The sequence below is a fragment of the Streptomyces umbrinus genome (assembly GCF_030817415.1).
In the GTDB taxonomy this organism is placed as follows: domain Bacteria; phylum Actinomycetota; class Actinomycetes; order Streptomycetales; family Streptomycetaceae; genus Streptomyces; species Streptomyces umbrinus_A.
The window spans coordinates 4,270,467-4,293,541 of record NZ_JAUSZI010000002.1 but is presented as its reverse complement, the minus strand read 5'-3'; the positions used below and the strand labels follow the sequence as shown (position 1 = coordinate 4,293,541).

The 23,075-nt window shown below is 70.7% G+C and carries 25 protein-coding genes; 15 read left to right on the top strand and 10 right to left on the bottom strand.

Going from position 1 to position 23,075, the window contains the following annotated elements; all coding sequences use genetic code 11:
- Nucleotides 1–720: 720 nt before the first annotated feature.
- Nucleotides 721–1,344 carry a GNAT family N-acetyltransferase gene (locus QF035_RS18710; RefSeq protein WP_307521531.1) on the top strand — a complete coding sequence of 208 codons (624 nt, stop codon included), beginning with the start codon at nucleotides 721–723 and terminating at the stop codon, nucleotides 1,342–1,344.
- Nucleotides 1,345–1,408: 64 nt separating this feature from the next.
- Here the strand turns inward: QF035_RS18710 and QF035_RS18705 are convergent, their stop codons facing one another.
- A complete protein-coding gene (locus QF035_RS18705; RefSeq protein ID WP_269652535.1) occupies nucleotides 1,409–2,005 on the bottom strand; it encodes a TetR/AcrR family transcriptional regulator in 597 nt (198 codons plus the stop codon).
- Nucleotides 2,006–2,124: 119 nt separating this feature from the next.
- Here QF035_RS18705 and QF035_RS18700 point away from each other — a divergent pair, with 119 nt between their 5' ends.
- From QF035_RS18700 to QF035_RS18685, 4 genes are all read left to right on the top strand, one after another.
- Nucleotides 2,125–2,709, top strand: coding sequence for a dihydrofolate reductase family protein (locus tag QF035_RS18700; RefSeq protein ID WP_307521529.1), 585 nt, complete (start codon nucleotides 2,125–2,127; stop codon nucleotides 2,707–2,709).
- A gap of 60 nt (nucleotides 2,710–2,769) precedes the next feature.
- Nucleotides 2,770–3,039 carry a hypothetical protein gene (locus tag QF035_RS18695; RefSeq protein WP_307521527.1) on the top strand — a complete coding sequence of 90 codons (270 nt, stop codon included), beginning with the start codon at nucleotides 2,770–2,772 and terminating at the stop codon, nucleotides 3,037–3,039.
- 126 nt (nucleotides 3,040–3,165) lie between these two features.
- A complete protein-coding gene (locus QF035_RS18690) occupies nucleotides 3,166–3,585 on the top strand; it encodes a YciI family protein (RefSeq protein WP_307521526.1) in 420 nt (139 codons plus the stop codon).
- Nucleotides 3,582–4,832 (top strand): RNA polymerase sigma factor, encoded by a 1,251-nt coding sequence (locus tag QF035_RS18685; protein ID WP_307521524.1) that lies wholly within the window; start codon nucleotides 3,582–3,584, stop codon nucleotides 4,830–4,832. Before QF035_RS18690 ends, QF035_RS18685 begins: the two co-directional genes overlap by 4 nt.
- Before the next feature lie 14 nt (nucleotides 4,833–4,846).
- Here QF035_RS18685 and QF035_RS18680 read toward each other — a convergent pair whose 3' ends face one another.
- The gene (locus tag QF035_RS18680; protein ID WP_269652530.1) at nucleotides 4,847–5,260 is read right to left on the bottom strand and encodes a helix-turn-helix transcriptional regulator; all 414 of its coding nucleotides are present in this window, start codon (nucleotides 5,258–5,260) and stop codon (nucleotides 4,847–4,849) included.
- Between the two features lie 130 nt (nucleotides 5,261–5,390).
- A complete protein-coding gene (sodN, locus tag QF035_RS18675; RefSeq protein WP_007491258.1) occupies nucleotides 5,391–5,786 on the bottom strand; it encodes a superoxide dismutase, Ni in 396 nt (131 codons plus the stop codon).
- A gap of 145 nt (nucleotides 5,787–5,931) precedes the next feature.
- Here sodN and sodX point away from each other — a divergent pair, with 145 nt between their 5' ends.
- The gene (sodX, locus tag QF035_RS18670) at nucleotides 5,932–6,366 is read left to right on the top strand and encodes a nickel-type superoxide dismutase maturation protease (RefSeq protein ID WP_307531227.1); all 435 of its coding nucleotides are present in this window, start codon (nucleotides 5,932–5,934) and stop codon (nucleotides 6,364–6,366) included.
- Here sodX and QF035_RS18665 read toward each other — a convergent pair.
- A complete protein-coding gene (locus QF035_RS18665) occupies nucleotides 6,270–6,899 on the bottom strand; it encodes a CGNR zinc finger domain-containing protein (protein ID WP_307521522.1) in 630 nt (209 codons plus the stop codon). The genes sodX and QF035_RS18665 overlap by 97 nt on opposite strands.
- Nucleotides 6,900–6,997: 98 nt before the next feature.
- Between QF035_RS18665 and QF035_RS18660 the strand changes: the two genes are divergently transcribed.
- Complete coding sequence (locus QF035_RS18660; RefSeq protein WP_307521521.1) at nucleotides 6,998–7,756, top strand: class I SAM-dependent methyltransferase; 759 nt, start codon at nucleotides 6,998–7,000, stop codon at nucleotides 7,754–7,756.
- Nucleotides 7,757–8,032: 276 nt separating this feature from the next.
- Here the strand turns inward: QF035_RS18660 and QF035_RS18655 are convergent, their stop codons facing one another.
- From QF035_RS18655 to QF035_RS18645, 3 genes are read right to left on the bottom strand one after another with little or no spacing between them, the layout of a single operon-like run.
- The gene (locus QF035_RS18655; protein WP_307531224.1) at nucleotides 8,033–8,785 is read right to left on the bottom strand and encodes an amino acid ABC transporter ATP-binding protein; all 753 of its coding nucleotides are present in this window, start codon (nucleotides 8,783–8,785) and stop codon (nucleotides 8,033–8,035) included.
- A gap of 47 nt (nucleotides 8,786–8,832) precedes the next feature.
- A complete protein-coding gene (locus QF035_RS18650; RefSeq protein ID WP_307521520.1) occupies nucleotides 8,833–9,777 on the bottom strand; it encodes an amino acid ABC transporter permease in 945 nt (314 codons plus the stop codon).
- Between the two features lie 33 nt (nucleotides 9,778–9,810).
- Nucleotides 9,811–10,773, bottom strand: a complete 963-nt coding sequence (locus QF035_RS18645) for an ABC transporter substrate-binding protein (RefSeq protein ID WP_307521519.1) — start codon at nucleotides 10,771–10,773, stop codon at nucleotides 9,811–9,813.
- A gap of 670 nt (nucleotides 10,774–11,443) precedes the next feature.
- Here QF035_RS18645 and QF035_RS18640 point away from each other — a divergent pair.
- The 4 genes from QF035_RS18640 (at nucleotide 11,444) to QF035_RS18625 (ending at nucleotide 14,853) form a co-directional block, all read left to right on the top strand.
- Nucleotides 11,444–12,667 (top strand): NAD(P)-dependent malic enzyme, encoded by a 1,224-nt coding sequence (locus tag QF035_RS18640; RefSeq protein WP_307521518.1) that lies wholly within the window; start codon nucleotides 11,444–11,446, stop codon nucleotides 12,665–12,667.
- 323 nt (nucleotides 12,668–12,990) lie between these two features.
- On the top strand, nucleotides 12,991–13,956 hold the full coding sequence (locus QF035_RS18635; RefSeq protein ID WP_307521517.1) for a zinc-binding dehydrogenase: 966 nt from the start codon (nucleotides 12,991–12,993) through the stop codon (nucleotides 13,954–13,956).
- A gap of 100 nt (nucleotides 13,957–14,056) precedes the next feature.
- Nucleotides 14,057–14,266: a helix-turn-helix domain-containing protein gene (locus QF035_RS18630; RefSeq protein WP_010984411.1), complete on the top strand. Its 210-nt coding sequence runs from the start codon at nucleotides 14,057–14,059 to the stop codon at nucleotides 14,264–14,266.
- Nucleotides 14,266–14,853: a Clp protease N-terminal domain-containing protein gene (locus QF035_RS18625; RefSeq protein ID WP_307521516.1), complete on the top strand. Its 588-nt coding sequence runs from the start codon at nucleotides 14,266–14,268 to the stop codon at nucleotides 14,851–14,853. Before QF035_RS18630 ends, QF035_RS18625 begins: the two co-directional genes overlap by 1 nt.
- 340 nt (nucleotides 14,854–15,193) lie before the next feature.
- On the opposite strand, the gene QF035_RS18620 is transcribed toward QF035_RS18625, so the two are convergent.
- Nucleotides 15,194–16,321 (bottom strand): PadR family transcriptional regulator, encoded by a 1,128-nt coding sequence (locus tag QF035_RS18620; RefSeq protein WP_307521514.1) that lies wholly within the window; start codon nucleotides 16,319–16,321, stop codon nucleotides 15,194–15,196.
- A gap of 1 nt (nucleotide 16,322) precedes the next feature.
- Entirely contained in the window at nucleotides 16,323–17,441 is a 1,119-nt protein-coding gene (locus tag QF035_RS18615; RefSeq protein WP_307521512.1) for a DUF4097 family beta strand repeat-containing protein, read from the bottom strand.
- Between the two features lie 148 nt (nucleotides 17,442–17,589).
- Between QF035_RS18615 and QF035_RS18610 the strand changes: the two genes are divergently transcribed.
- A complete protein-coding gene (locus tag QF035_RS18610; protein ID WP_307521510.1) occupies nucleotides 17,590–18,444 on the top strand; it encodes a hypothetical protein in 855 nt (284 codons plus the stop codon).
- A gap of 577 nt (nucleotides 18,445–19,021) precedes the next feature.
- Here the strand turns inward: QF035_RS18610 and QF035_RS18605 are convergent.
- On the bottom strand, nucleotides 19,022–19,201 hold the full coding sequence (locus QF035_RS18605) for a DUF6104 family protein (protein ID WP_307521508.1): 180 nt from the start codon (nucleotides 19,199–19,201) through the stop codon (nucleotides 19,022–19,024).
- Nucleotides 19,202–19,416: 215 nt separating this feature from the next.
- Between QF035_RS18605 and QF035_RS18600 the strand changes: the two genes are divergently transcribed.
- The 3 genes from QF035_RS18600 to QF035_RS18590 all read left to right on the top strand — a co-directional run bounded on the left by QF035_RS18600 (nucleotide 19,417) and on the right by QF035_RS18590 (nucleotide 23,070).
- Nucleotides 19,417–19,827: a CU044_2847 family protein gene (locus tag QF035_RS18600; RefSeq protein WP_307521506.1), complete on the top strand. Its 411-nt coding sequence runs from the start codon at nucleotides 19,417–19,419 to the stop codon at nucleotides 19,825–19,827.
- A complete protein-coding gene (locus tag QF035_RS18595; RefSeq protein WP_307521504.1) occupies nucleotides 19,824–21,893 on the top strand; it encodes a VMAP-C domain-containing protein in 2,070 nt (689 codons plus the stop codon). Before QF035_RS18600 ends, QF035_RS18595 begins: the two co-directional genes overlap by 4 nt.
- Nucleotides 21,894–22,050: 157 nt before the next feature.
- Nucleotides 22,051–23,070 (top strand): AAA family ATPase, encoded by a 1,020-nt coding sequence (locus tag QF035_RS18590; RefSeq protein ID WP_307531222.1) that lies wholly within the window; start codon nucleotides 22,051–22,053, stop codon nucleotides 23,068–23,070.
- The last annotated feature ends 5 nt before the right edge of the window (nucleotides 23,071–23,075 follow it).

Sequence of the window (23,075 nt, the reverse complement as noted above, 5' to 3'; positions counted from 1 at the left end):
GCCTGGGGGTGGGTGGGGCTCCGACCCGGCTCGACGGACCTCGACCCGATCCGGCACGACCCGATCCGGCTCGGTGCGGCGGAGCGGGATGGTGCTGCCTGGTCGGTCTGGCCGGCCCGACTCGGTTCGGCGTGGCGGGGTGCGGTGCTGCCCGGTCGGTTTGGCTGGGCCCGACTCGGTTCGGCGTGGCGGGGTGCGGTGCCGCCTGGTCGGTTTGGCTGGGCCCGACTCGGTTCGGCGTGGCGGGGTGCGGTGCCGCCTGGTCGGTTTGGCTGGGCCCGACTCGGTTCGGTGCGGCGGGGCGTGGTGCTGCCCGGTCGGTCTGGCTCGGTCCGACTCGATTCGGTTCGGGGCGGCACGCCGGGCCGGGCGGTATGCGCCTCGCTCCAGCCCGCCCCGCTTTGAGCCCGCCCGGCTTCCAGGCCCGCCCGCCTCCAGTTCGCCCCGCATCCACACCGCCCGCCTACGCCCCGCCTCCACCCTCACTTCACTTCTGCCACTCCTCCCTGAGCGGTGCGGCGTTCGTCGGCCGTAATGGGTACGAGACTCCGGGGCCCTCTTCGCCGCGCGGTGCCTGACAACGCGGTGAGGCGGAGGGGTTCCGGTTCCGGCGGGCCCCGCGCATCCCCACGGTGTGCGGGGCTCGTCGCCTTCTGCCGAAGTGATCGCTAGGCTGCAACGGCCGAGTGGGCATGGGCAGTTGAGGCAAAGGGGCGGGCTATGGGCGTGGCGATCCGCAGAGCGGGCGAGGACGACCGGGAGGCCGTGATACGGCTCCTCGACGAGGCCTTCCAGAGCGACCCGGTGAGCAGTTGGGTCTTTCCCGACGCGGAACACCGGCGGCTCAGGCATCCGTTGCTGATGGGTGCTTTCGTCGACGCCGTGCTCGCCGAGGGGTACGTGGATGTCACGGAGGACGGTTCGGCCTGTGCGCTGTGGCTTTCGGTGCCGGCGGAGCCCGCCGGGGAGGACGACGAGGACGGGCCCGCCCAACTGCGCGAGAACGTCGACCCCGAGAACGAACGGGTCGAGCTGATAAGCCGGTTGACCGCCGGGATCCACCCGGAGGGGCAGGCCCACGAGTACCTCTGGATGATCGGCGTCACGCCCGGCCGGCAGGGGGAGGGGCTCGGCGCCGCGCTTGTCCAGCATGTGCTGGACCGGTGCGACGGTGAAGGTGTGGCCGCGTATCTGGAGGCGAGCAGTGCGCGCAGCCGGGGGCTCTACGAGCGGCTCGGGTTCGAATTCACGGGAAGCGCGCTTGAGCTTCCGGCCGGGCCGTTGATGTGGCCCATGTGGCGTGAGCCCGTCCGTGAGCCGCTCCGCGGGGAGGCCGGTTCGTAGTCCGCGGGTCGGCGGGGGCTGGGCGCGCAGTTCCCCGCGCCCCTGATGGGGCGCCCCCGTCAGCTCAGTCGCCCCGCTCCGGCACGATCGTCGCGACGATCCGTTCCACCAGCCCGTCCGGGACGGTGACTCCCGGCAGTACGCCCTCCAGGACGCCCGGCAGGGTCAGGTGTTCCAGGATCAGGCCGAGCATGGCGAGGTACAGGACCGTCACCGTCTCGTCGCCGCCGGGGAGGCCTGCCCCGCGGTGGAACTCCATGCCGTATTCGAGGTCGGCGCGGATCGTCTTCGTGTAGGAGGCGCGGAGTTCGGGGCGGCGCGTGGCCTCCAGGCGCATCTCCAGCAGGGCCAGATAGCCCGTGCGGTCCCGTTGGGCGCGGGCCATGAGGTCGTGCATGAACGCCGTGACCAGGGTGCGGTCCTTGGGGGCCTTCATGAGTTCGGCCAGGACCTCGGGGTCCGGGGCGAGGCGTTCGTGGAGGTGGGCGTCGATCTGGCGGAGCAGGTCGTCGCGGCCGCCGAAGTAGTTCGAGGCCGTGCCCACCGGCACCCCGGCCTCACCGTCCACCGCGCGGAACGTCAGCCCGCGTGCCCCCTCGCGCGCCAGCACCTCCACACCGGCGTCGACCAGGGCGGCCCGGCGCTCCGGATTGCTCGCCATGCGGAATCCCCTCTCTTACTTGAGTCCCGTACGGGAGATCCTCGGAAATCCCCTTGCAACCACTACAGATGAAGCACTATGAATGGAGTGGTTCACGCATCCTACGGAAAGAGACCGGCTTGCGAAAGCTCACGTATTTCATCGCCTGCTCGATCGACGGCTTCATCGGCGACCCGAGCGGCGACGCACAGATGATGGTGGAGATGGTCGACGAGGAGTTCTTCGACTTCCTCAGGACCGAGTACCCGGAGACGTTGCCGACCCACGGCCGTCGGGCGACGGGCACGGATCACCTGGCGAACCAGAAGTTCGACACGATCATCCAGGGCCGTGCCAGCTACGACATCGCGCTGGAGCTCGGCGTCACCAGCCCGTACGCCCACATGCGCGAGTACGTCGCCTCGCGCAGCCTGGAGGAGTCGCCCGACCCGCACGTCGAGATCATCTCCGACGACCTGGTCGGCAAGGTCCGCGAGCTCAAGGCGGAGGACGGTGATCTCGGGATCTACCTGTGCGGCGGCTCGCGGCTCGCGGGTGAGCTGGTCGACGAGATCGACGAGCTCATCGTCAAGACGTACCCGATCGTGCTCGGCTCCGGCATGCCGATGTTCGGCTCCGGGTTCGCCGTCGGCGAGTTCACGCTCGGCGAGGTGCGCACGTTCAAGAACGGGGCGGTCGTGCGGACGTACAGCAGGAAGCGCTGATTCCGGGGTGGCGCCGTCGTCCGCCTGTCGGCGCGCCGCCTCCCGCAATACCCTGGGGACATGACCAGTGATGAGTATGTCTGTCCGGTCTGCAAGCAGACCGTGGACACGGTCGTGCGTCGGCACAAGACCCTCGGGGTCTTTGTGCCCCTGTGGGGCGCGGGCCCCTGCCGGAACCCCCAGTGCGCGGAGTACGAGGAGGGGGAGGCCGAGAAGACCGAGGCGGAGTCGGACCGCGTCCTGGCGAGCGAGCCCGGGCCGCCCGAGGCACCTCAGGCGGCCGCCGGTCAGACACCTGCGGACCAGGCGTCCGTGGAGCGGGATTCCTGAGTGCGGCGGCCCGCGAGGAAACGCGGGAAAGTTTTTTTCGCGCTCTTGTAGAGAACCGCGGCCCGGCTCCGACGTCCCCTGTGAGAGCCACCCACTGCGGGCGGCCCGAACCGAAGGAGCGGACTCATGAAGTACCTCGTGATGATCCAGGGCACGCAGGCCGACTACGAGGCGCAGAGCGGCAAGGGCTCCGCCGACGCGCCCGTCTGGACCGAGAAGGACGTCCAGACCATGTACGCGCACATGGGCGCGATCAACAACGACCTCGCCGAGACCGGGGAGATTGTCGACGCCAACGGTCTGTCGGAGCCCGCGAAGGCCAGGTTCGTCGAGCGGGGCCCGGACGGGAAGCCCGTGATCACCGACGGGCCGTACAGCGAGACGAAGGAAGTGCTCGCCGGGTACTGGGTCCTGGACTGCGCCAGCCTGGAACGGGTCACGGAGATCGCTGCCCGGGTGCTCGAATGCCCCGTCCCCGAGGGCACGAAGCAGTACCCGCTGGTCATCCGCGCGATTCCCGACTTCGACGGCGGCGGGGACGTGTGAGCCGTCCCCCCAGACGCCCCTCGGGACGTACGACCGAGGTCGAGGACCTGCTGCGCCGCCACGCGCCGCAGGTCCTCGGCGCGCTCGTGCGCCGGTACGGGCACTTCGACGCCGCCGAGGACGCCGTACAGGAGGCGCTCCTCGCGGCGGCCGGGCAGTGGCCGGAGGCCGGGGTGCCCGACAACCCGCGCGGCTGGCTGATCAAGGTCGCCTCGCGGCGGCTCACGGACGTGCTGCGCAGCGAGGAGGCGCGCCGGCTGCGCGAGGAGCGGGCGGCGGCGCTCACTCCGCGCGACGCGTTCACGGCTCCGCCGCCCGGCGCCGACCGCGCGCCGTCCGAGGACGACACCCTCACCCTGCTCTTCCTCTGCTGCCACCCCGAACTGCCCCAGCCCGCGCGGATCGCGCTCACGCTGCGGGCGGTCGGCGGTCTGACGACGGCCGAGATCGCCCGTGCGCATCTGATGCCCGAGGCGAGCATGGCGCAGCGGATCAGCCGGGCCAAGCAGAAGGTGAAGGGCACGAGCTTCGGCCGCCCCGAGAACTGGGAGGAGCGGCTGCCGGCGGTCCTGCACGTCCTGTACCTGATCTTCAACGAGGGGTACACGGCCACGTCCGGCGCGGCGCTCCAGCGGGCCGAACTCGCGGGCGAGGCCATCCGCTTGACCCGTACGGTGCACGCGCTGCTGCCAGGCCACTGCGAGGTGACGGGTCTGCTGGCGCTCATGCTCCTCACCGACGCCCGCCGCGCCGCGCGCACCGGGCCGCACGGCGAACTGGTGCCGCTCGACGAGCAGGACCGTGCGCTGTGGGACAAGACGGCGATCGACGAGGGTGTGGCCCTCGTGACACGGGCGCTGGCCCAACCGCGGCTGGGTCCCTACCAGTTGAGGGCCGCGATCGCCGCCGTCCACGACGAGGCGGCCTCGCCCGACGACACCGACTGGCAGGAGATTCTCGGCCTCTACGACATCCTCGTCCGGCTGGTCCCCGGTCCCATGGAACGCCTCAACCGCACGGTGGCCGTCGCGATGGTCCACGGCCCGGAGGCCGGTCTCGCCGAACTCGACTCCCTGGAAGATGAGTTGTCGACGGGCCACCGCCTCGACGCGGTCCGCGCGCACCTCCTGGAACGGGCCGGCGACACCGAGGCCGCCCGCACCGCCTACGAGTCGGCCGCCGCCAAGACCCTCAGCCGCCCGGAACAGCGCTACCTACGGGCGCGCGCGTCCCGCCTGGTGACCTGAAGCGTGCGCTGCCCTCAGGACGGGGGCTCGGACGCCCGGACGCGCGTGGGCCGGGTGTACATCTTCGCCACGCAGGCCGGGATCGCCGCCCCCTCGTCGTGCGGCCGGGCCCGGTACGCGCTCGGCGACTCGCCCACCAGCTCGGTGAAACGGGAGCTGAACGACCCCAGTGACGTACACCCGACCGCTATGCAGACCTCCGTCACCGTCAGATCGCCGCGCCGCAGCAGCGCCTTCGCGCGCTCGATGCGGCGCGTCATGAGATAGCTGTACGGAGTCTCGCCGAAGGCCGACCGGAAGCTGCGCTGGAAGTGGCCCGCCGACATCAGCGCCGTACGCGCGAGCGCGGGCACGTCCAGCGGCTCGGCGTACTCACGGTCCATCCGGTCGCGCGCCTTGCGCAGCCGGACCAGATCTTCCGGATTCATGCCCTTCAGCATGCCACGGCCCACCGACAGCGGGCCCACCCACAGCGGGCCCACCGACAGGGAAACGAGGAAGGGGCCCGGCCAAAGGTATTGGCCGGGCCCCTCCACCGCGAAAACGGAAGGCGTTGGGTCACGCCTTCTTGGTCTCCCAGAAGATCTTGTCGATCTGGGCGATGTAGTCCAGCGCCTTCTGGCCCGTGGCCGGGTCGGTCGAGCCCTTGGCGGCCGAGAGGGCCTTGAGGGCGTCGTTGACCAGCTGGTGCAGCTCCGGGTACTTCTCGAAGTGCGGGGGCTTGAAGTAGTCGCTCCAGAGCACCGAGACGTGGTGCTTGGCGAGCTCGGCGCGCTGCTCCTTGATGACGGTGGCGCGAGCCTGGAAGTGCGGGTCGTCGTTGGCGGCCATCTTTTCCTGCACGGCCTTCACCGACTCCGCCTCGATGCGGGCCTGGGCCGGGTCGTACACACCGCAGGGCAGGTCGCAGTGTGCGCTGACCTTGACCTTGGGGGCAAACAGGCGGGAGAGCATTGAGCTGTCCTTCCTCGTGATCGTCTTCTCAGGTGGGACATTACTCCGTGAGGGACGGGTTTTCGCGAGTGCCCCCATGGGCTTAGGACAAAAGTCCAGGGTGAGACTGGGACTCGTGGAGGATAGGACCGGGGAGGTGCCGGTGATGCCGGAGCTGTCGCAGGAGACCGAGCGTGGAAGGGCCGCCCTGCCCTTCGGTACGGCCGAGGTGACGGGGCCGTCCATGGTGCCCACACTGCAGCACGGGGATCTCCTCGTCGTGCAGTACGGGGCCCGGGTCAGGCCTGGTGACGTGGTCGTACTGCGTCATCCGTTCCAGCAGGACCTGCTGGTCGTCAAGCGCGCGGCCGAGCGGCGCGAGGGCGGCTGGTGGGTGCTCGGCGACAACGCGTACGCGGGTGGGGACAGTACCGACTACGGGACCGTGCCCGAGGAGCTCGTCCTCGGGAAGGTGCGGTTCCGGTACCGGCCGCTCAAAAAGGATCAGCGCTCGCCGTTCGCGGTCGCGCGCTGGCTGCTGTCGGCCGCCAGGCCGGTGCTCTCCGACCGGTCCGCCTCCAGGCGTTTGCGGGCCCGGTAGGCGGCGACGTTCGCCCGGGTCGCGCAGCGGTCCGAGCAGTAGCGCCGGGAGCGGTTCGTCGAGGTGTCGAGGTAGGCGTTGCGGCACGGCGCTGCCTCGCACAGGCCCAGGCGGTCCACGCCGTACTCGGTGAGGTGGAAGGCCAGGCCCATCGCGGCGGTCGCGGCATACCCCGCGGTCGCGTTCGACGGGTGGTCCGCAAGGTGCATGTGCCACAGCGGGCGGCCGTTGTCGTCCCGGAAGTCGTGGCCCGAGATCTGCGGGCTCACCGGGAACTCCAGCAGCAGCGAGTTCAGCAGGTCCACGGCGAGGGTCTCGTCACCGCCGTCTGCCGCCTCGAAGACCGCGCGCAGCCTGGCCCGCACGCCGCGGAAGCGGGTCACGTCCGCGTCCGTGGCGCGGCGGGCCGCCGAGGAGTTGCCGCCGAAGAGGTCGCGGACGGCCTCGACCGAGGTGAGCGCGTCCTTGCCCCGGGCCGGTTCCTCGCTGTTGACGAGTCGCACGGCGTAATCCGAGTAATAGGCCAGTTCCACTTGTAGTCCTTACGGAGGCACTCTATCGTCGTGGTGCGGACAGGTAATGGCTAATTGCACTTCCAGGGTATTACATGCTGGAGGGGAGAGGGGTATCCATGACGACCGACATCGGAGCCGACTGGGCTGCCTGGCAGGAGAGCTGGGACCGGCAGCAGGAGTGGTACATGCCGGACCGCGAGGAGCGCTTCCGGGTCATGCTCGACATGGTCGAGGCCCTCGTGGGCCCCGAGCCGCGCGTCCTGGACCTCGCGTGCGGTACGGGAAGTATCACGGCCCGCCTCTTCGAAAGGTTCCCGAAGGCGGTCAGTACCGGCGTCGACCTCGACCCCGCGCTCCTGACCATCGCCGAGGGCACCTTCCGGGGCGACGACCGGGTCACCTTCGTCACGGCCGACCTCAAGGACCCCGACTGGCCGGCGAGGCTGCCGTACGACTCGTACGACGCCGTCCTCACGGCCACCGCTCTCCACTGGCTGCACAGGGAACCCCTCGCGGTCCTCTACGGTCAGGTCGCCGAACTCGTCCGCGACGGTGGTGTGTTCATGAACGCGGATCACATGATCGACGAGACGACTCCGCGGATCAATGCGGCGGACCGGGCCCAGCGGCATGCGCGCATGGACCAGGCCAAGGCCGCCGGTGTTCTCGACTGGGCCGACTGGTGGCAGCTCGCCGGCCAGGATCCCGTCCTCGCCGAGCCCACGGCCCGCCGCTTCGAGATCTACGGTGAGCACGCGGAGGGGGATACGCCGTCCGCGGAGTGGCACGCGCGCATGCTGCGCGACAAGGGCTTCGCGGAGGCCCGCGAGGTGTGGCGCTCCCCATCGGACGGCCTGGTACTGGCTCTCAAGTAGCCAGAGTTTCCCGCCCCCGCCACCCCTACCCATTCCCGTCCCCTGGGGGCTCCGCCACCGGACCCCCGGTATCGCGCTCCGCGCTCGTCCTCAAACGCCGGACGGGCTGGAGTATGCGGGACCGGGCTGAGAAGTGCGCCCTTTCAGGGCGCGGGGAACTGCGCGCTCAGCCCCCACCGGCCCGCAGACGAGACACCGCCCGGCGTCGGCCGAACACGAAGGGGCGGTACGGAGAATCCGTACCGCCCCTTCGAACACCTGCCGAACCGCCGGAGGCTAAAGCACCTTCGACAGGAACGACTGCGTCCGCTCGTGCTGCGGATTAGTCAGTACGTCCCGCGGGTTGCCGGACTCGACCACCACACCCTCGTCCATGAAGACCAGCGAGTCGCCGACCTCCCGGGCGAAGCCCATCTCGTGGGTGACGACGATCATCGTCATACCGGACTCGGCGAGGTCGCGCATCACGTCGAGGACGTCGCCGACGAGCTCCGGGTCGAGGGCCGAGGTCGGCTCGTCGAACAGCATCAGCTTCGGGTCCATGGCGAGGGCCCGGGCGATGGCGACCCGCTGCTGCTGGCCACCGGAGAGCTGCGAGGGGTAGTTGCCCGCCTTGTCGGCGAGACCGACCCGATCGAGGAGCTGCGCCGCACGCTCCCGCGCCTGCGCCTTGCTGACGCCCTTGACCTGGATCGGCGCCTCCATGACGTTCTCCGTCGCCGTCATGTGCGGGAACAGGTTGAAGCGCTGGAACACCATGCCGATGTCCCGCCGCTTGCGCGCGACCTCGCTGTCCTTGAGCTCGTACAGCTTGTCGCCCCGCTGGCGGTAGCCGACCAGCTCCCCGTCCACGTACAGGCGCCCGGCGTTGACCTTCTCCAGGTGGTTGATGCACCGCAGGAACGTCGACTTGCCGGAGCCGGAGGGGCCGATGAGGCAGAAGACCTCGCTGGGCTTGACTTCGAGGTCGATGCCCTTGAGGACCTCGACCGGACCGAACGACTTGTGGACGCCTTCGGCCTTCACCATGGGCGTACCGGAGCCCGCCGTGGTCGCGTTCTTGGTGACGTCGGCGCTCATGAGTTGGCCCCTCCCCCCGAGCGGTTGGACAGTGACAGCATGTTCGCCTTGATCTTCTGGAACGGTGTGGCCGGCAGCGAACGGCTCGAACCGCGGGCGTAGTACCGCTCGATGTAGTACTGCCCGACGCTGAGCACCGAGGTCAGGACCAGGTACCAGGCGGCGGCCAGGAAGTACATCTCCACCGGTGCGCCCGAGGACTGGCCGATGTCCTGGGCGTACCGGAACAGTTCGGCGAACTGGACCACCGACACCAGTGAGGTCGTCTTCAGCATGTTGATGACCTCGTTGCCCGTGGGGGGCACGATCACGCGCATCGCCTGCGGGATCACGATCCGCCGCAGGGTCTTGCTGTGGCTCATGCCCAGGGCGTGCGAGGCCTCGGTCTGGCCCTCGTCGACCGACAGGAGACCCGCGCGGCAGATCTCCGCCATGTACGCGGCCTCGTTCAGACCGAGTCCCAGGAGCGCCGTCAGCAGCGGCGTCATGAAGCTCGACCAGTAGTCCTTGTAGATCGGACCGAGGTTGATGTACTCGAAGACCAGGCCCAGGTTGAACCAGACGACGAGCTGCACCAGGACCGGGGTGCCGCGGAAGAACCAGATGTAGAACCACGCGATCGACGAGGTCACCGGGTTCCTCGACAGGCGCATCACCGCGAGGAGGATGCCGCCCGCGATGCCGATCACCATCGAGAGGACGGTGAGGAGCATCGTCTGGCCGACGCCCTTGAGGATCCGGTCGTCGAGGAAGTAGTCCGGTACGGCGCCCCAGTTGATCTTGCCCTGGGCGAACGCGTAGATGATCGAGACGAAGATCGCGATCGCGATGACGGCCGAGACGTACCGCCCGTAGTGACGGACCGGAATGGCCTTGATGGCCTCCGGTCCGCCCGGGGGGGTGTCCTGGGGGCCGGCCGTCTTGTCGATGTCAACAGTCACGGATGTTGCCTTTCAGTGCCGCTGGGAACGCGGTCACTTGCCGCCGTTGAGGGTGGCTTCCTTGACGGCGCCGGCCTCGACGCCCCACTTCGCGATGATCTTGTCGTACTCGCCGTTCTTGATGATCGCGTCGAGCGCGGCCTTCAGGGCGTCCCGCAGCTCGGTGTTCGACTTGGCGATCGCGATGCCGTACGGAGCGGCCTCGACCTGCTCGCCGACGACCTCGAAGTCCTTGCCGCCACCGGAGGTCTTCGCCGCGTACGCCGCGACGGGGAAGTCCGAGGAACCGGCGTCGGCGCCGCCGGCGCGCAGCCGGGTCTGGGCCTGCTGGTCGTTGTCGAAGGCCTCGATGGAGAGCTTCTTGCCGGCCGGGCACTTCTCGGCCTGGGCCTTGGCAAGGTCGTTCGAGACGGTGTTGCGCTGCACCACGATCTTCTTGCCGCAGAGGTCGTCCCAGGTCTTGATGCCCTGGTCGTCACCCTGCTTGGTGTAGATCGAGACGCCCGCGGTGAAGTAGTCGAGGAAGTCGACGCCCTCGCCGACCTTCTTGCCGGTGTCGGCGTCGATGCCCTCCTGGCGGTCCTTGGTGTCCGTCATCGCCGACATCGCGATGTCGTACCGCTTGGAGCGCAGGCCGGTGAGCAGGGTGTCGAACGTGCCGTTCTCGAACTCGAACTTCACGCCGAGCTGCTTGCCCATGGCGTCGGCGAGGTCGGGGTCGATGCCCACGGTCTTGCCGGAGTCGTCCTTGAACTCGACGGGTGCGTACGCGATGTCCGAGCCGACCTTGATGACGCCCTTGTCGCGGATGGCCGCGGGCAGCTGGTCGGCGAGCGGGGCGGCGCTGGAGTCAGCGGTCTCCGAGCTGCCGCTGTCCTTGTCCTTGGTCTGGTCACCGCAGCCGGTCAGCAGCAGGGCGCCTGCGACCGCGATCGCACCGACCGCGGCTATCCGGGACTGCGCGGCGGTCGTACGACGGGTGGAGCTTGCGGTCATGGTGGGTTCCTCCGGCGGGTGGGTGGAGTTGCCGATGGGTCGGCAGTAGCCGATGGGTCGACGAGAACACACACCTTCGGGTGTCGCGACCTCGTGTGATTACGGCATCTTGCCATTCGGACTCGCGCCTTCAGGGTGCCCGCCATGTCAAAATCGGATAACGGGTGACCCCCGAACCGGACCGAGCCGGTCCGTCGAAGCCGGATCTTGTGCGGAATACCCCCCGTCACGACCGGAAGATCTTCGGTGCACTGGGCGAAACGGGCGACCGCTTCTCCGCGTACGTGGTGCTTCGGTGCGCATCGGAGGATTGTTCGCCAAATGGGCGCCTTCGGTACATTCGGTCATGAGTCATGTCACCGGTATGTGACCTTCGCTCTCCGGTATTCGGCCTGTATTCGGCCTGTATCCGGCTCACGGTCCTCCGATATGTGACCTTCCGCCGTCGACGTGTGACCTTCGCGCCATGGACTCGTCTGCGATGCGGTCCGTCGGGTAAGAAGGTTCCTTACACCCCTCATCCGGGGCTCAGGGCGCGTGTGCGGCGCGCCCGTCGCGTATGACCCGTACGTATGCGTACGTAACCGTCATCTGGGACATATGCGGTGCCCGCCTGCTCCTCACCCGGAGCGGAGACCCTCAACCATTAAGACTTAAGGGGTAAAACAAAGTGGCAGCGGAGATCGTCAATCCTCGCAGCGACAGCAGTACGGATCAGGAAGGCGGGGCCGAGCCCCTCGATTCCTTCGATCCGGCATTCGCGCTGCACCGCGGCGGCAAGATGGCCGTGCAGGCCACGGTGCCCGTCCGTGACAAGGACGACCTGTCCCTGGCGTACACGCCCGGCGTCGCGAAGGTCTGCACGGCCATCGCGGAGAAGCCGGAACTCGTCCACGACTACACGTGGAAGTCGTCCGTGGTCGCCGTCGTGACCGACGGCACCGCCGTGCTTGGGCTCGGTGACATCGGGCCCGAGGCCTCCCTCCCCGTGATGGAGGGCAAGGCGATCCTGTTCAAGCAGTTCGGCGGGGTCGACGCCGTGCCGATCGCGCTCGCCTGCACCGGCGTCGACGAGATCGTCGAGACCGTGGTGCGGCTCGCGCCGTCCTTCGGCGGCGTGAACCTGGAGGACATCTCGGCGCCCCGGTGCTTCGAGATCGAGCGGCAGCTGCAGGAGCGGCTCGACATTCCCGTCTTCCACGACGACCAGCACGGCACGGCCGTCGTCACGCTGGCGGCCCTGCGGAACGCCGCGCGGCTGACCGGGCGGAGCCTCGGGCAGCTCCGGGCCGTCATCTCGGGCGCGGGTGCGGCCGGGGTCGCCATCGCCAAGTTCCTGCTTGAGGCGGGGCTCGGGGATGTCGCGGTCGCCGACCGCAAGGGCATCGTGTCGACGGACCGGGACGACCTGACGCCGGTCAAGCGGGAACTGGCCGCCATGACCAACAAGGCGGGGCTGTCGGGCTCGCTGGAGTCCGCGCTCGCCGGGGCCGACGTCTTCATCGGCGTTTCCGGCGGTACGGTGCCGGAGCCGGCCGTGGCCTCCATGGCCGAGGGTGCGTTCGTCTTCGCCATGGCGAACCCGACTCCCGAGGTGCATCCCGATGTCGCCCACAAGTACGCGGCGGTCGTCGCCACCGGGCGGTCGGACTATCCGAACCAGATCAACAACGTGCTGGCGTTCCCCGGGATCTTCGCGGGGGCGCTTCAGGTGCGGGCCTCTCGGATCACCGAGGGGATGAAGATCGCCGCTGCGGAGGCGTTGGCTTCTGTCGTCGGGGACGACCTTGCCGCGGACTATGTGATTCCGTCGCCGTTCGACGAGCGGGTTGCTCCCGCGGTCACGGCCGCGGTGGCCGCGGCTGCCCGGGCTGAGGGTGTGGCTCGGCGGTAGGTCGTTTGTCGCTCGTCGTTCTGCTTGAGGTTCGGGTCCCGTCCTGGTGGGCGGGGCCCGGATTTTTGTGCGTGAATTTTTTACTTGAGGGTTCGGCTGGGTGGGTGGGTGCGGGCCGGTGGGGGCTGGTCGCGCAGTTCCCCGCGCCCCTAAAGACAAAAGACCGTGCGCACCCCCCGCTTTCAGGGGCGCGGGGAACTGCGCGCTCAGCCCCCACCGAACCCGCACCCACACATTCGGCCCAAACCCACCCACCCGGCGGGACACGCGTCACAGGGGGACGTGGTTCCGTCGGGAGGCCGGTGGAGCCTAGGGTCGAGGACATGTTCGCTGCCTACGCTGCTCGTATTGACCGGGACCAGCCGTTGAACGGCCTCGAGTTGGGGGAGCGGCCCGCTCCCGCGGCCCGGGACGGCTGGACGACCGTGAACGTCAAGGCCGCCTCCCTGAACCACCACGACCTCTGGTCGCTGCGCGGCGTGGGGCTCGCCGAGGACAAGCTGCCGATGATCCTCGGATGCGATGCCGCCGGCGTCGACGAGGACGGCAACGAGGTCGTACTGCACTCCGTCATCGGGCAGACGGGACACGGCGTCGGCCCCAAGGAGCCGCGCTCCATCCTCACCGAGCGGTACCAGGGCACCTTTGCCGAGCAGGTTTCCGTGCCCTCGTGGAACGTCCTGCCCAAGCCCGAGGAGCTCTCCTTCGAAGAGGCGGCCTGTCTGCCCACCGCGTGGCTGACGGCGTACCGCATGCTCTTCACCAACGCCGGTGTACGCCCCGGTGACTCCGTTCTCGTGCAGGGCGCCGGAGGCGGTGTCGCCACCGCCGCGATCGCGCTCGGGAAGGCGGCGGGGCTGCGGGTCTTCGCGACCAGCCGCGACGAGGCCAAGCGCAAGCGGGCCCTCGAACTGGGCGCCGTGGACGCCGTGGAGTCCGGCGCGCGGCTGCCGCAGCGCGTGGACGCCGTCATCGAGACCGTCGGCGCCGCCACCTGGTCCCACTCGGTCAAGTCCCTCAAGCCGGGCGGCACGCTGGTCATCTCGGGTGCCACCAGCGGCGACCGCCCCTCGCACGCCGAACTGACCCGGATCTTCTTCCTCGAACTCAAGGTCGTCGGCTCCACGATGGGCACGAAGGACGAGCTGGAGGACCTGCTCTCCTTCTGCGCCGCCACCGGTGTCCGTCCCGTCATCGACGAGGTCCTTCCGCTGGACCGGGCCCGCGAGGGCTTCGAGCGGATGGAGTCCGGTGAACTCTTCGGCAAGGTCGTTCTGACCACTCCCTGATGCCGTTCCGGACCTTGGTGCCGGTCTTGCGCAGGTCTCGCGCGCCCTTGTGTGTCAACTACGGTTGACATTCGAGGGCGTGTCAATCTAAGTTGACATCATGACCGAAGCAACGGATCTCGCCGAGCGCGCGGGCGACCGCGATCCGCGGATCGGGCTGCGGGCCGTCTCCGCGTTGCGGCGGCTGCTTGAGCAGCTCGAAGCGGTTCAGGTGCGCAGTGCGCGCAATCAGGGTTGGTCGTGGCAGGAGATCGCCGCGGAACTGGGTGTCAGCAGGCAGGCCGTGCACAAGAAGTACGGGAGGCAGTGATGTTCGAACGGTTCACCAAGGACGCCCGGGCGGTGGTGCTCGGCGCGGTCGATCACGCCGAGCGGCTGCACGCGGAGACGGTCGAGGAACAGCACGTGCTGCTGGCGCTGCTCGACCGTGAAGCCAGCCGCGCGTCGTTCGCCCTCATGTCGCTGGGGCTCGCGGAGCGCAAGGAGTCCGCAGAGCAGGCACTGGCTGAGGCGCGGCGTCGGGGCGGTCTCTCCCGCGCCGACACGGACGCGCTCTCCGGGCTGGGCATCGACGTCTCGGAGATCGTCTCCCGGGTCGAAGAAGCCCACGGCGAGGGCGCGCTGCGGTCCGGCAGGGCCGGCGCCGGGCGGGGCAGGGGTTGGTGGTCCGGGCTTGTCGGCGGGCATCGACCTTTCGCTCAGGGGGCCAAGGACCTTCTCACGGAGTCCCTGCGGATGGCTCTCGCCCAGCGGGACCGGTACATCGGCGACGAACACCTACTCCTCGCCCTGGCCGCCCGCCCCGGCGTCCCCGCGGAGGTCCTGGCCGACCACGGGGTGACGTACGCGTCGCTGCGGCGGGTGCTGTACGGCGGGGGAGAGGCGAAGGCGGGCTGAGGGGGGCTGGCCTTCGCTGTCGGCCGGGCGGGCCGCCACCGGATGGGTCCAGCGCGGGGCTACCACGGTTGGCCCGGGTCAGCCCGGTCGACCGTGGTGGCCCGGGCTGGGGCGACCCGGTCGGCCGGGCCCGTCGTAGGGGTCGGCGGCGGTGGGGCCGCCGCCGAGCTGACCATGCTGGGGCCGGTGCCGAACCGGCCATGGCGGGCCCGGTGCGGGGCGACCATGGTGGGCCCCGCCCGTCGTAGGAGCCGGTGGTGGCAGTGGGCCCACCGTCGGAGCCTGCCGGGGCGGGGCGCCCTGGAGTCGATGGGCGCCCCCCCCGGCCGGCCTCCGCTCCTCAGCCCCTGGGCGTCCGCAGTGCCGCCCCTATGTGCGCCGCCGCCGTCGACAAGTGGCGTCGGGCGTCGCGCAGTTGCTCCTCCGTGACCCCGTGGTCGCGGGCCGCGTCGCGGATGTCGTCGCGGAAGCGGTCCAGGAGGCGGTCGAGATCGCGGGCGGGGTCGCCCGTGGAGTCCTCGTGGGCCCAGGAGGGTTCGTACTCGGCGGGGAAGTCCTCGGGGGTGACGGTGTAGTCGGGCTCCCTTGTCCGGGCCCCAGCGCCAGCCCCAGTCCCGGCGGCCCCGGCGCCTGCTCCCGTCCCCGCCCCCTTTCCTGTTCCGGGTCGGCCGAAGCCGAAGTCCTTACCGAACTCCTTGCCGAAGTCCTTTCCGAACTCGCCGAATTCCTTGGCCAGTTCGGTGATGCCCTCGCGCACGCCCGTCGGCCAGTCGCCCCGGGTGAAGTGGTCCTGCACCTGGTCCTGGACGCGCTTGGCGATGCGCTGGAGCTCCTCCTGGGCCTGCGCGCGCGCCCGCTCCTGCGCCTCCTTGGCCTGGTGGCGTGCCCGCTGGGCATCCTCGCGGGCCCGCCGGCTCTCGTCCTTGGCCCGCCGGGCCTGCTCCTTCCACTCCTGCTTGACGCGGCGCATCTCCTCCTTCGCGATGCGCCACGCCTCCTTGTCGCCGTAGTCCGTGAAGTCCCCGTGGGCACCCTCGTGTTCGGCGCGCTCCCCCTTGGCGCCCGTTCCCGTGGAACTCCGCCGTGCCTCGCTCGCCGCCGCCCGCATCTCCCGGCGCAGATCACCTGCCGCGCCGCGCACATCGGCACGGATCTCGGCGGCGAGCTCGGCGACCGACTCGCGGATCTCCAGCTCCAGATCGGCCAGTTCACCGCTGCGGTCGGCCAGCTCGGCCCGGCCCGCGTCCGTGATCGCGTACACCTTCCGGCCGCCCTCGCTGGTGTGGGTGACCAGGCCCTCGGCCTCCAGCTTGGACAGCCGGGGGTACACGGTGCCCGCCGACGGCGCGTACAGCCCCTGGAAGCGCTCCTCCAGGAGGCGGATCACCTCGTAACCGTGGCGCGGTGCCTCGTCCAGGAGCTTCAGCAGGTAGAGCCGCAGGCGGCCATGGGCAAAGACGGGAGCCATGTCAGAGCCCCTTCTCGTGGGTCGGGTCGTCGGTGACGCCGGCGTCGGAATGCTCGGTGGGGCCGGAGGCGGGACCGGAATCGGGGCCCGCGTCGGAGGCCGCGCCGGGGGTCGGGGACTCGGCGGGACCGTCCGGCGGCGGGGCGCCCGGTCCGGCACCGTCCTGACCGCCGGACACCGTGTCCTCGGGCACCGCACTGTGCCTCTTGCCGTGCTCGGACCCGGCCCCAACAGGAACCGCGTCCTCCGGCTCATCCTCCCCGAAGTCCGTCCCCTTCTTGAAATCCACTCCCTCGTCCCATGGTTCGTCCTCCGAAGGGGGGCGTCGCAGCAGGGCGATGGAGCCCGAGACGGTGGTCGCCTTCAGTCGGCCGTTCCCGGCGCCCAGCCTGCCCGTGATCTTCTTGGCGCCCCACTGGCCGCCGACCCGCAGGTCCTCGAAGGCGCTGGAGACCGTGCCGCTCGCCGAGTCCACCTGGACCTCCGCGTCGGCCGGATGCGGCAGGCGGATCGCGATCTCGCCCGAGATGCTGGTCAGGCTGATGTCGCTGGGCCGCCCCGCCGGGTCGAGGTCGACGATCACGGAACCGCTGACCGACTCGACCCGCACGGAGGGGCTCGATCCCTCGATGACGGTCAGGTCGCCCGAGACGGAGTTGAGCCGGAGGTCGCCGGTGAGGGCCTGCGCCTCCACGTTCCCCGACACCGTGTCCGCGCGCACCGGTCCGGAGAGCCCCACGAGTGTCGTGTCGCCGGAGATGCCCTTCACCACCGCGCGCCCGTCGACCCCGGAGATCACGGCGGTGGCGCTGACCACGCCGACCTCGACGCGCGTGCGCGCCGGAACGGCCAGGGAGACCACCGCGCTGCGGCGCCAGCCCTTGCGGTCGAGCCATTTGAGGAAGCCCTTCCAGGGCAGGTCCTCGTAGGCGACCGTGAGTGTGCCGTTCTCCTGGGTCACCATCAGTGGTGGTCCCTCTATCGAGGACACTTCGAGCCTGGTGGAACCCTCGTCGACCCCCACGACGTTCACCGTTCCATTGGCGATGCGCACATGGAGGGCCGACACCGGTTCGTCGAACGTGAGCTTGCCGGGCTCTGTGACGGACCACTCGGACATGGTGCTGACCTCCTCGGCCGGGGCGGGACGCGACACGCCATATCGCGTCTTCCAATAGACACGATATATCGCGGATCCGCGAAGTCAAGGCACTCGTTCTGGTGATCCAGGGAGCATTAATCAGCCTAAAACCTAATAATCTGGGCGCATGTCGCCCCATGAACCGGAGATTCCGCAGGCGCCCGCGCCTCCCGACCGGGCGGCCGGTGCCCTGCTGCTCTGCCGCGCGGAACCCGAGGCCGTCGGCCCCGTCGCCCGGCTGCTGCGCGAGCGCATGCTGCTCGCCCGGGCCGGCCCGCGGTGGAGTGTGCTGGTTCCCGAGGGGAAGCCCTGGCTGCACGGCGGCGAACCGGTCGGCCGCGTCCTCACCGGCTGGGCCACCGCCCTGGCCGTCGGCGCCCCCTGGCCCGTACTCGCCCTGTGGTGGGACGCCGACCACGGCGGCTGCATCCTCGCCGCCGGTTTCCGCCGCCCGGTCGGTTACGAGTGGCTCGCCAACGGCACACCCGTGGGTGAGGCCGAGGCCATGCGCGCCCTCGCCGCGCGCCTGGGCCTCGACCCGGTCCTGGACCTGCAGTCCCTCGACGGCCTCACGAAACCCGACTCCGATGCCGACGCCCGAGCCCGTCTGCTTGGCCTGCTCGCCGTCCTCACGCGCGCGGGTGTCGCCCTCCCCGCCGGGCTCACCCCGGGCGAACCCGCCGACCGCCTCCGCGAGGCGGCCCGCGCCCGGACCGACGCACAGCCCCTCGAATGGTCCGGGTGGCGTCACGCCGTCCGCGCGGAACTCGATGCCGTGGAGCGGGGATCACTCGGCCCCTGGCTGCCCTGGGCCGGCACCCCCAGGGCCCGCGCCCTGGCACTCGCCCAGGTGACGGCGGGCCTGCCGCTCACCGCCTGGGGCGTGCACCGACGCAGCGGCGGCTGGATCACGGCGGGGGCGCTCCTGGTGGCGCACGGGGCGCTCGGACTGGCGTACGACCTCATGCGCCCGCGCGACTGACAGGGGGCGGGGGCCGGAGGCCCGAGCTCGCCGGACAGCCGAGCAAGCTCGAGGAGGAGGGCGGGAGGGTGAGAAGGCTCGGGGGCAGAAGGGCGAGGGAGCTCTCCGGAGAGGGCGGGCGGCTTCGCCAGAAAGGCTGAGCGAGCCCGCCAGAAAGGCTGAGCGAGCCCGCCGGGATGGCTGATCGAGCCCGCTGGGAAGGTTGAGCGGACCCGCCGCAGACGTTGAACTGGCCCGCCAGCCCGCCAGCCCGCCAGCCCGCCAGCCCGCCAGCCCGCCAGCCCGCCAGCCCGCCAGCCCGCCAGCCCGCCAGCCCGCCAGCCCGCCAGCCCGCCAGCCCGCCAGCCCGCCAGCCCGCCAGCCCGCCAGCCGGACGTCAGCCCGGATGGAAGCCGACCGTGCCGAGCGGTCACGCCCGGCGAAGCCGGGCGCAGCCCGCACCCGCCCGCACCCGCCAGGTGCCCGCACCCGCCCGCACCCGCCAGGTGCCCGCACCCGCCCGCACCCGCCAGGTGCCCGCACCCGCCCGCACCCGCCAGGTGCCCGCAGCCGTGGACCGGAGCCCCGGGCCTGCCGCCTACTCCTCGTCCTCGTCGTCCAGTCGTGCCAGCCAGGTTGCCAGGCGCTCGACCGGGACCTCGAAGTCCGGGTTGAGGTCGACGAACGTACGCAGCTGCTCGGCGAGCCACTCGAAGGTGACCTCTTCCTGGCCGCGCCGCTTCTCCAGTTCCTCGATGCCGCGGTCGGTGAAGTACATGGGGTGTTCTCCTGCGTGCGTCCGTGTTCCGTTTCCGCTCACAGCCTATGTACTGCCCGCCGGATCCGGTCTCCGGGAGCCGCCACCGACAGGTGCCCCTCGCGCAGGTGCCCCTCGCACATGTCCCAGGTCGGGAGTTAGCCTTCTCCTCCCCTGCGGTAGGGGGAGCTTCACAGCTGGCAGAGGGAAACCGGCAGCGAACGGACGGGGGCGCCGTGGGTGGAGGGATCGAACGGATACGGCTCGACGACGGGACCGTCGTATGGGCGAGGGTCAGTGCGGCGGACGAGGCCGCGCTGGACGGGGACGGATATCAGGACACCGGGGTCGGGGACCGGATCGTCGACATGGCGGGCGGACTGGCCGACGCGGTCGGTGGCGTCGTGCGCTCCCTGCGCGCCGGTCTGGACACCCCGGCGCCCGTCGAGGTGGCCGTGAGCTTCGGCATCGAACTGTCGGCGCAGGCAGGCAGGATCGTAGGGGCCATCGCGGGAGGCGGTGGCCAGGCTTCCCTTTCCGTGTCCCTGACCTGGACCGAGCCCGCGGGGCAGGCGGGCGCGGCGGGTGCGGGGCAGGGAGACGGCGGCGACGGGCAGCCCGGACCCTCGGCCTCCGGCACCGGATGAGCGCCCTTGAGGAGATGGTGCGCCCCTCGCTCGCGCGCATCGTGGCACCGGGCGACGGGTATGCACCGGACCGTGAGGAGTACTGGGGCAGCGGTTTCTTCATAGCACCCGGCTGGCTGCTGACCTGCGCCCATGTCGTGGGAAAGGGGGGAGCGGCCGTGTGGCGAAGTGGCAACGCCGTCGGCGTGACCTGGCAGGGCGGCAAGACCACCGGCGAGGTGGTGCTCGCCAAACCGCGGCCCGAGGAGCCCGACGGGGCCCGCGGCAGCTGGCGGTTCCCGGACATCGCGCTCGTCAGGGTGCGGGGCGCGGACGACGCGCCGTGCGTCTGGCTGAGCGACCGGGAGCCGACCATCCCCGCCCCGGTCAGTCTGCACGGCTGGTCACGGCAGACCGGCGACCTCGGTATGCGGCACGGCATCGGAGAGGCGTCGGCCCTGGACGGCAAGGCGCTGCTCCTCACCGGCCAGACGCCGGTCGAGGGAGTCTCGGGCGGGCCCGTGGTCGACCTGCGGCACGGCGCCGTCATCGGCATGAACAAGGGGCGCGGCCGGCACGAGGGGGCCGCCGTCCCCATCACCGCGCTGCGCGAGCTGTACGACGTGCGGGGCGGCGAGATCCTGCACACCGTCATGGGGGAGCACGACCTCCATCACCTCGACCGCTTCAACGACCCGGCGGCGGGCGCGGACTGGACCAGGACCCAGACCCGGCTGCGCGGTCCCGGTGCCCACGGTCTCGCCCCGGTACTGCGTGTGCGTCTCTACGGCCACTTCGCCCATCTCCCGCCGCCCGGCGGCCCGGGCGAGGTCATGCACCTCGTCCACGAGGTCAAGTCCCGTGTGGTGCAGGAGGACTACCGCTCGCCCATCGAGCACGACCCGCGCACCTGGCGCGAGGGCGCCGGACTCCTGCACGGCCTGCGGGACCCGGGCGACCACGGCGGCAGACCCGAACTCGCCCTCGACGCCGTCCTGTTGTACGCGGCCAAGGTGGCCAGGCACACCGCCCTCGACCACCCCGCCGACGTGGACCGCGACCGGCTGCGCGACTTCACCGCCTGGATCACCGAGCAGGCGACCCTCTACGCGCGCCAGGCCATCCGCGAGGACATCGACGCCCTCCTGGACCGCCTGTCCGAGGAGACCCTCCGGACACCGGCGACCGTCGCCGCTCCGGCCCGGACAGCGTCCCGCGCCCGGGCCGACGTCCTCGTCGACGTCGGGGAGCCCGTCTACGGAGAGCGGTATCCCCTGAGCGTCAAGCTCCTCTACGACGGCCAGGACGTCACCCCGCTCTACAGCAACGACCACGGCGTGCGCCGCGACGAACTGCACCAGTACCTGAGGGAGCCGCTGGCGGAGGCCCTGCGCCTGGGCGACCGCGGCGAACACCTGGCCGCGGTCGAGGCCTTCCTGCCGCGCCGGCTGTTCGACGTACCGCTCGACGACTGGCGGCTCAGCGCCGACGACGCCTGGGACGACGCCGATCTCTTCGACGAACAGTCCATGCCGCTCGGACTGCGCAGGGTCGTCGTCATTCGAGACCGCCGGCGCAACGCCCGGCCGGCCAGCCCCGAATGGCGCCGCAGATGGGCGGGCGTGGCGAGCCGGCCGCTGTCCGCCGGGCCGCTGAGGGGTGAGGCGACGGCTCAGGGGCACCCGGAGGCGGGACGCCCGGAGGGCAGGATGGCGGCGTACGGCCGGCTCTCGGGCATGGACGAGGCGTGCGTTCCCGTCCACTGCGGTCCGGTCGGCAGCGGTCCCGGCCTCGACGCGATGGCGGCCGCGCTCGCCGCCGGGCATCCTCTGGTCCTGTGGCGCAGGGACGGCCACGACCATGAGGAGTGCCGCGGGTTCCACTCGCAGGCCGGGCAGTTGCTGGGTCTGGCGGGCGGGGCCGAGGGTCTGCACCGGCAGGTGCGCGAGCTCAGGATCCGGGTGTCGGATCCCGACACGGCGGAGGGTCTCGTGGGCGACATCGCTGTACTGTTCGATCCGCCGGATCGTCCGCCGCACGGAACGGAACCCATGCAACCGCCCCTCATGGCAGCCCCCGACACGTGAATCGACTCCCAACTCCCTTGCCTCGCACGGATGTTCGCTGACCGGATTCGATACCGGACGAACAGGAAGCTCGGCAGGCCCGGCGCACCGGCGGTAACGTCGTACATCGAACAGCCGGGTCCCGCTGCATGATCACCAGAGCCGGGAGGAGCCCATGGTGAACGACTGGCGGATCTACCGCGGGGTGGGTCAGCCGCACGACGGTGTGCGGCAGTTACCCCCGCCGCCCCCTTGGCGGGACTTCGCGGCGGCACCCGACCGACCCGAGTCCGGACCGGACGACCCCAGCAGCGCCCGCCGGCTCGGCGTACGACGGCGCCTCGTGGAGAACTACGCGCCCCGGCCCGCCGAGGTCGACGCCGTGAACGCGGCCCTGTATCTGCGCCGCCCCCTCCTCGTCACCGGCAACCCGGGCACCGGCAAGTCCACCCTCGCCTACGCGGTGGCACACGAGCTGGGCCTCGGCCGCGTACTGCGCTGGCCCGTCGTCAGCCGCACCACACTCCAGGACGGCCTGTACCGCTACGACGCCATCGGCCGCCTCCAGGACGTCCAGCTGGAGCGGGCCCAGGGCGCCACCGCGGCGCCCGCGGCAGCCCCGTCCGGCATCGGATCGTACGTACGACTCGGTCCCCTCGGCACCGCGCTGCTGCCCGCCGAGGTGCCCCGCGTCCTGCTGATCGACGAGCTCGACAAGAGCGACCTCGACCTGCCCAACGACCTGCTGAACACGCTGGAGGAAGGCGAGTTCGCCGTCCCCGAGCTGGAGCGCGTGGCCGACCGCGAACCCGTCGTCGAGGTGCTCACCCACGACGGCCGCCGCGTGCCCGTGCACGGCGGACGCGTCGCCTGCACCGCCTTCCCGCTCATCATCCTGACGTCCAACGGAGAACGGGACTTCCCGGCTCCCCTTCTGCGGCGCTGCATCCAGCTGGAGCTCGAACCGCCCGGCGAGGAACAGCTCACCGCCATGGTCGAGGCACACCTCGGCGGCGAGAGCGTCGAGCAGGGCCGCGATCTCATCGACCGCTACCTCGACCGGGAGCCCGGCGAGGTCGTCGCCGCGGACCAACTGCTCAACGCCCTCTTCCTCACCCAGCACGCCCCCCACGCGGAGCGCCTCACCCGCGAGCGGATCGCGGACCTGCTCATGCACCCACTCGACCGCTCGCGGTGAGCCGG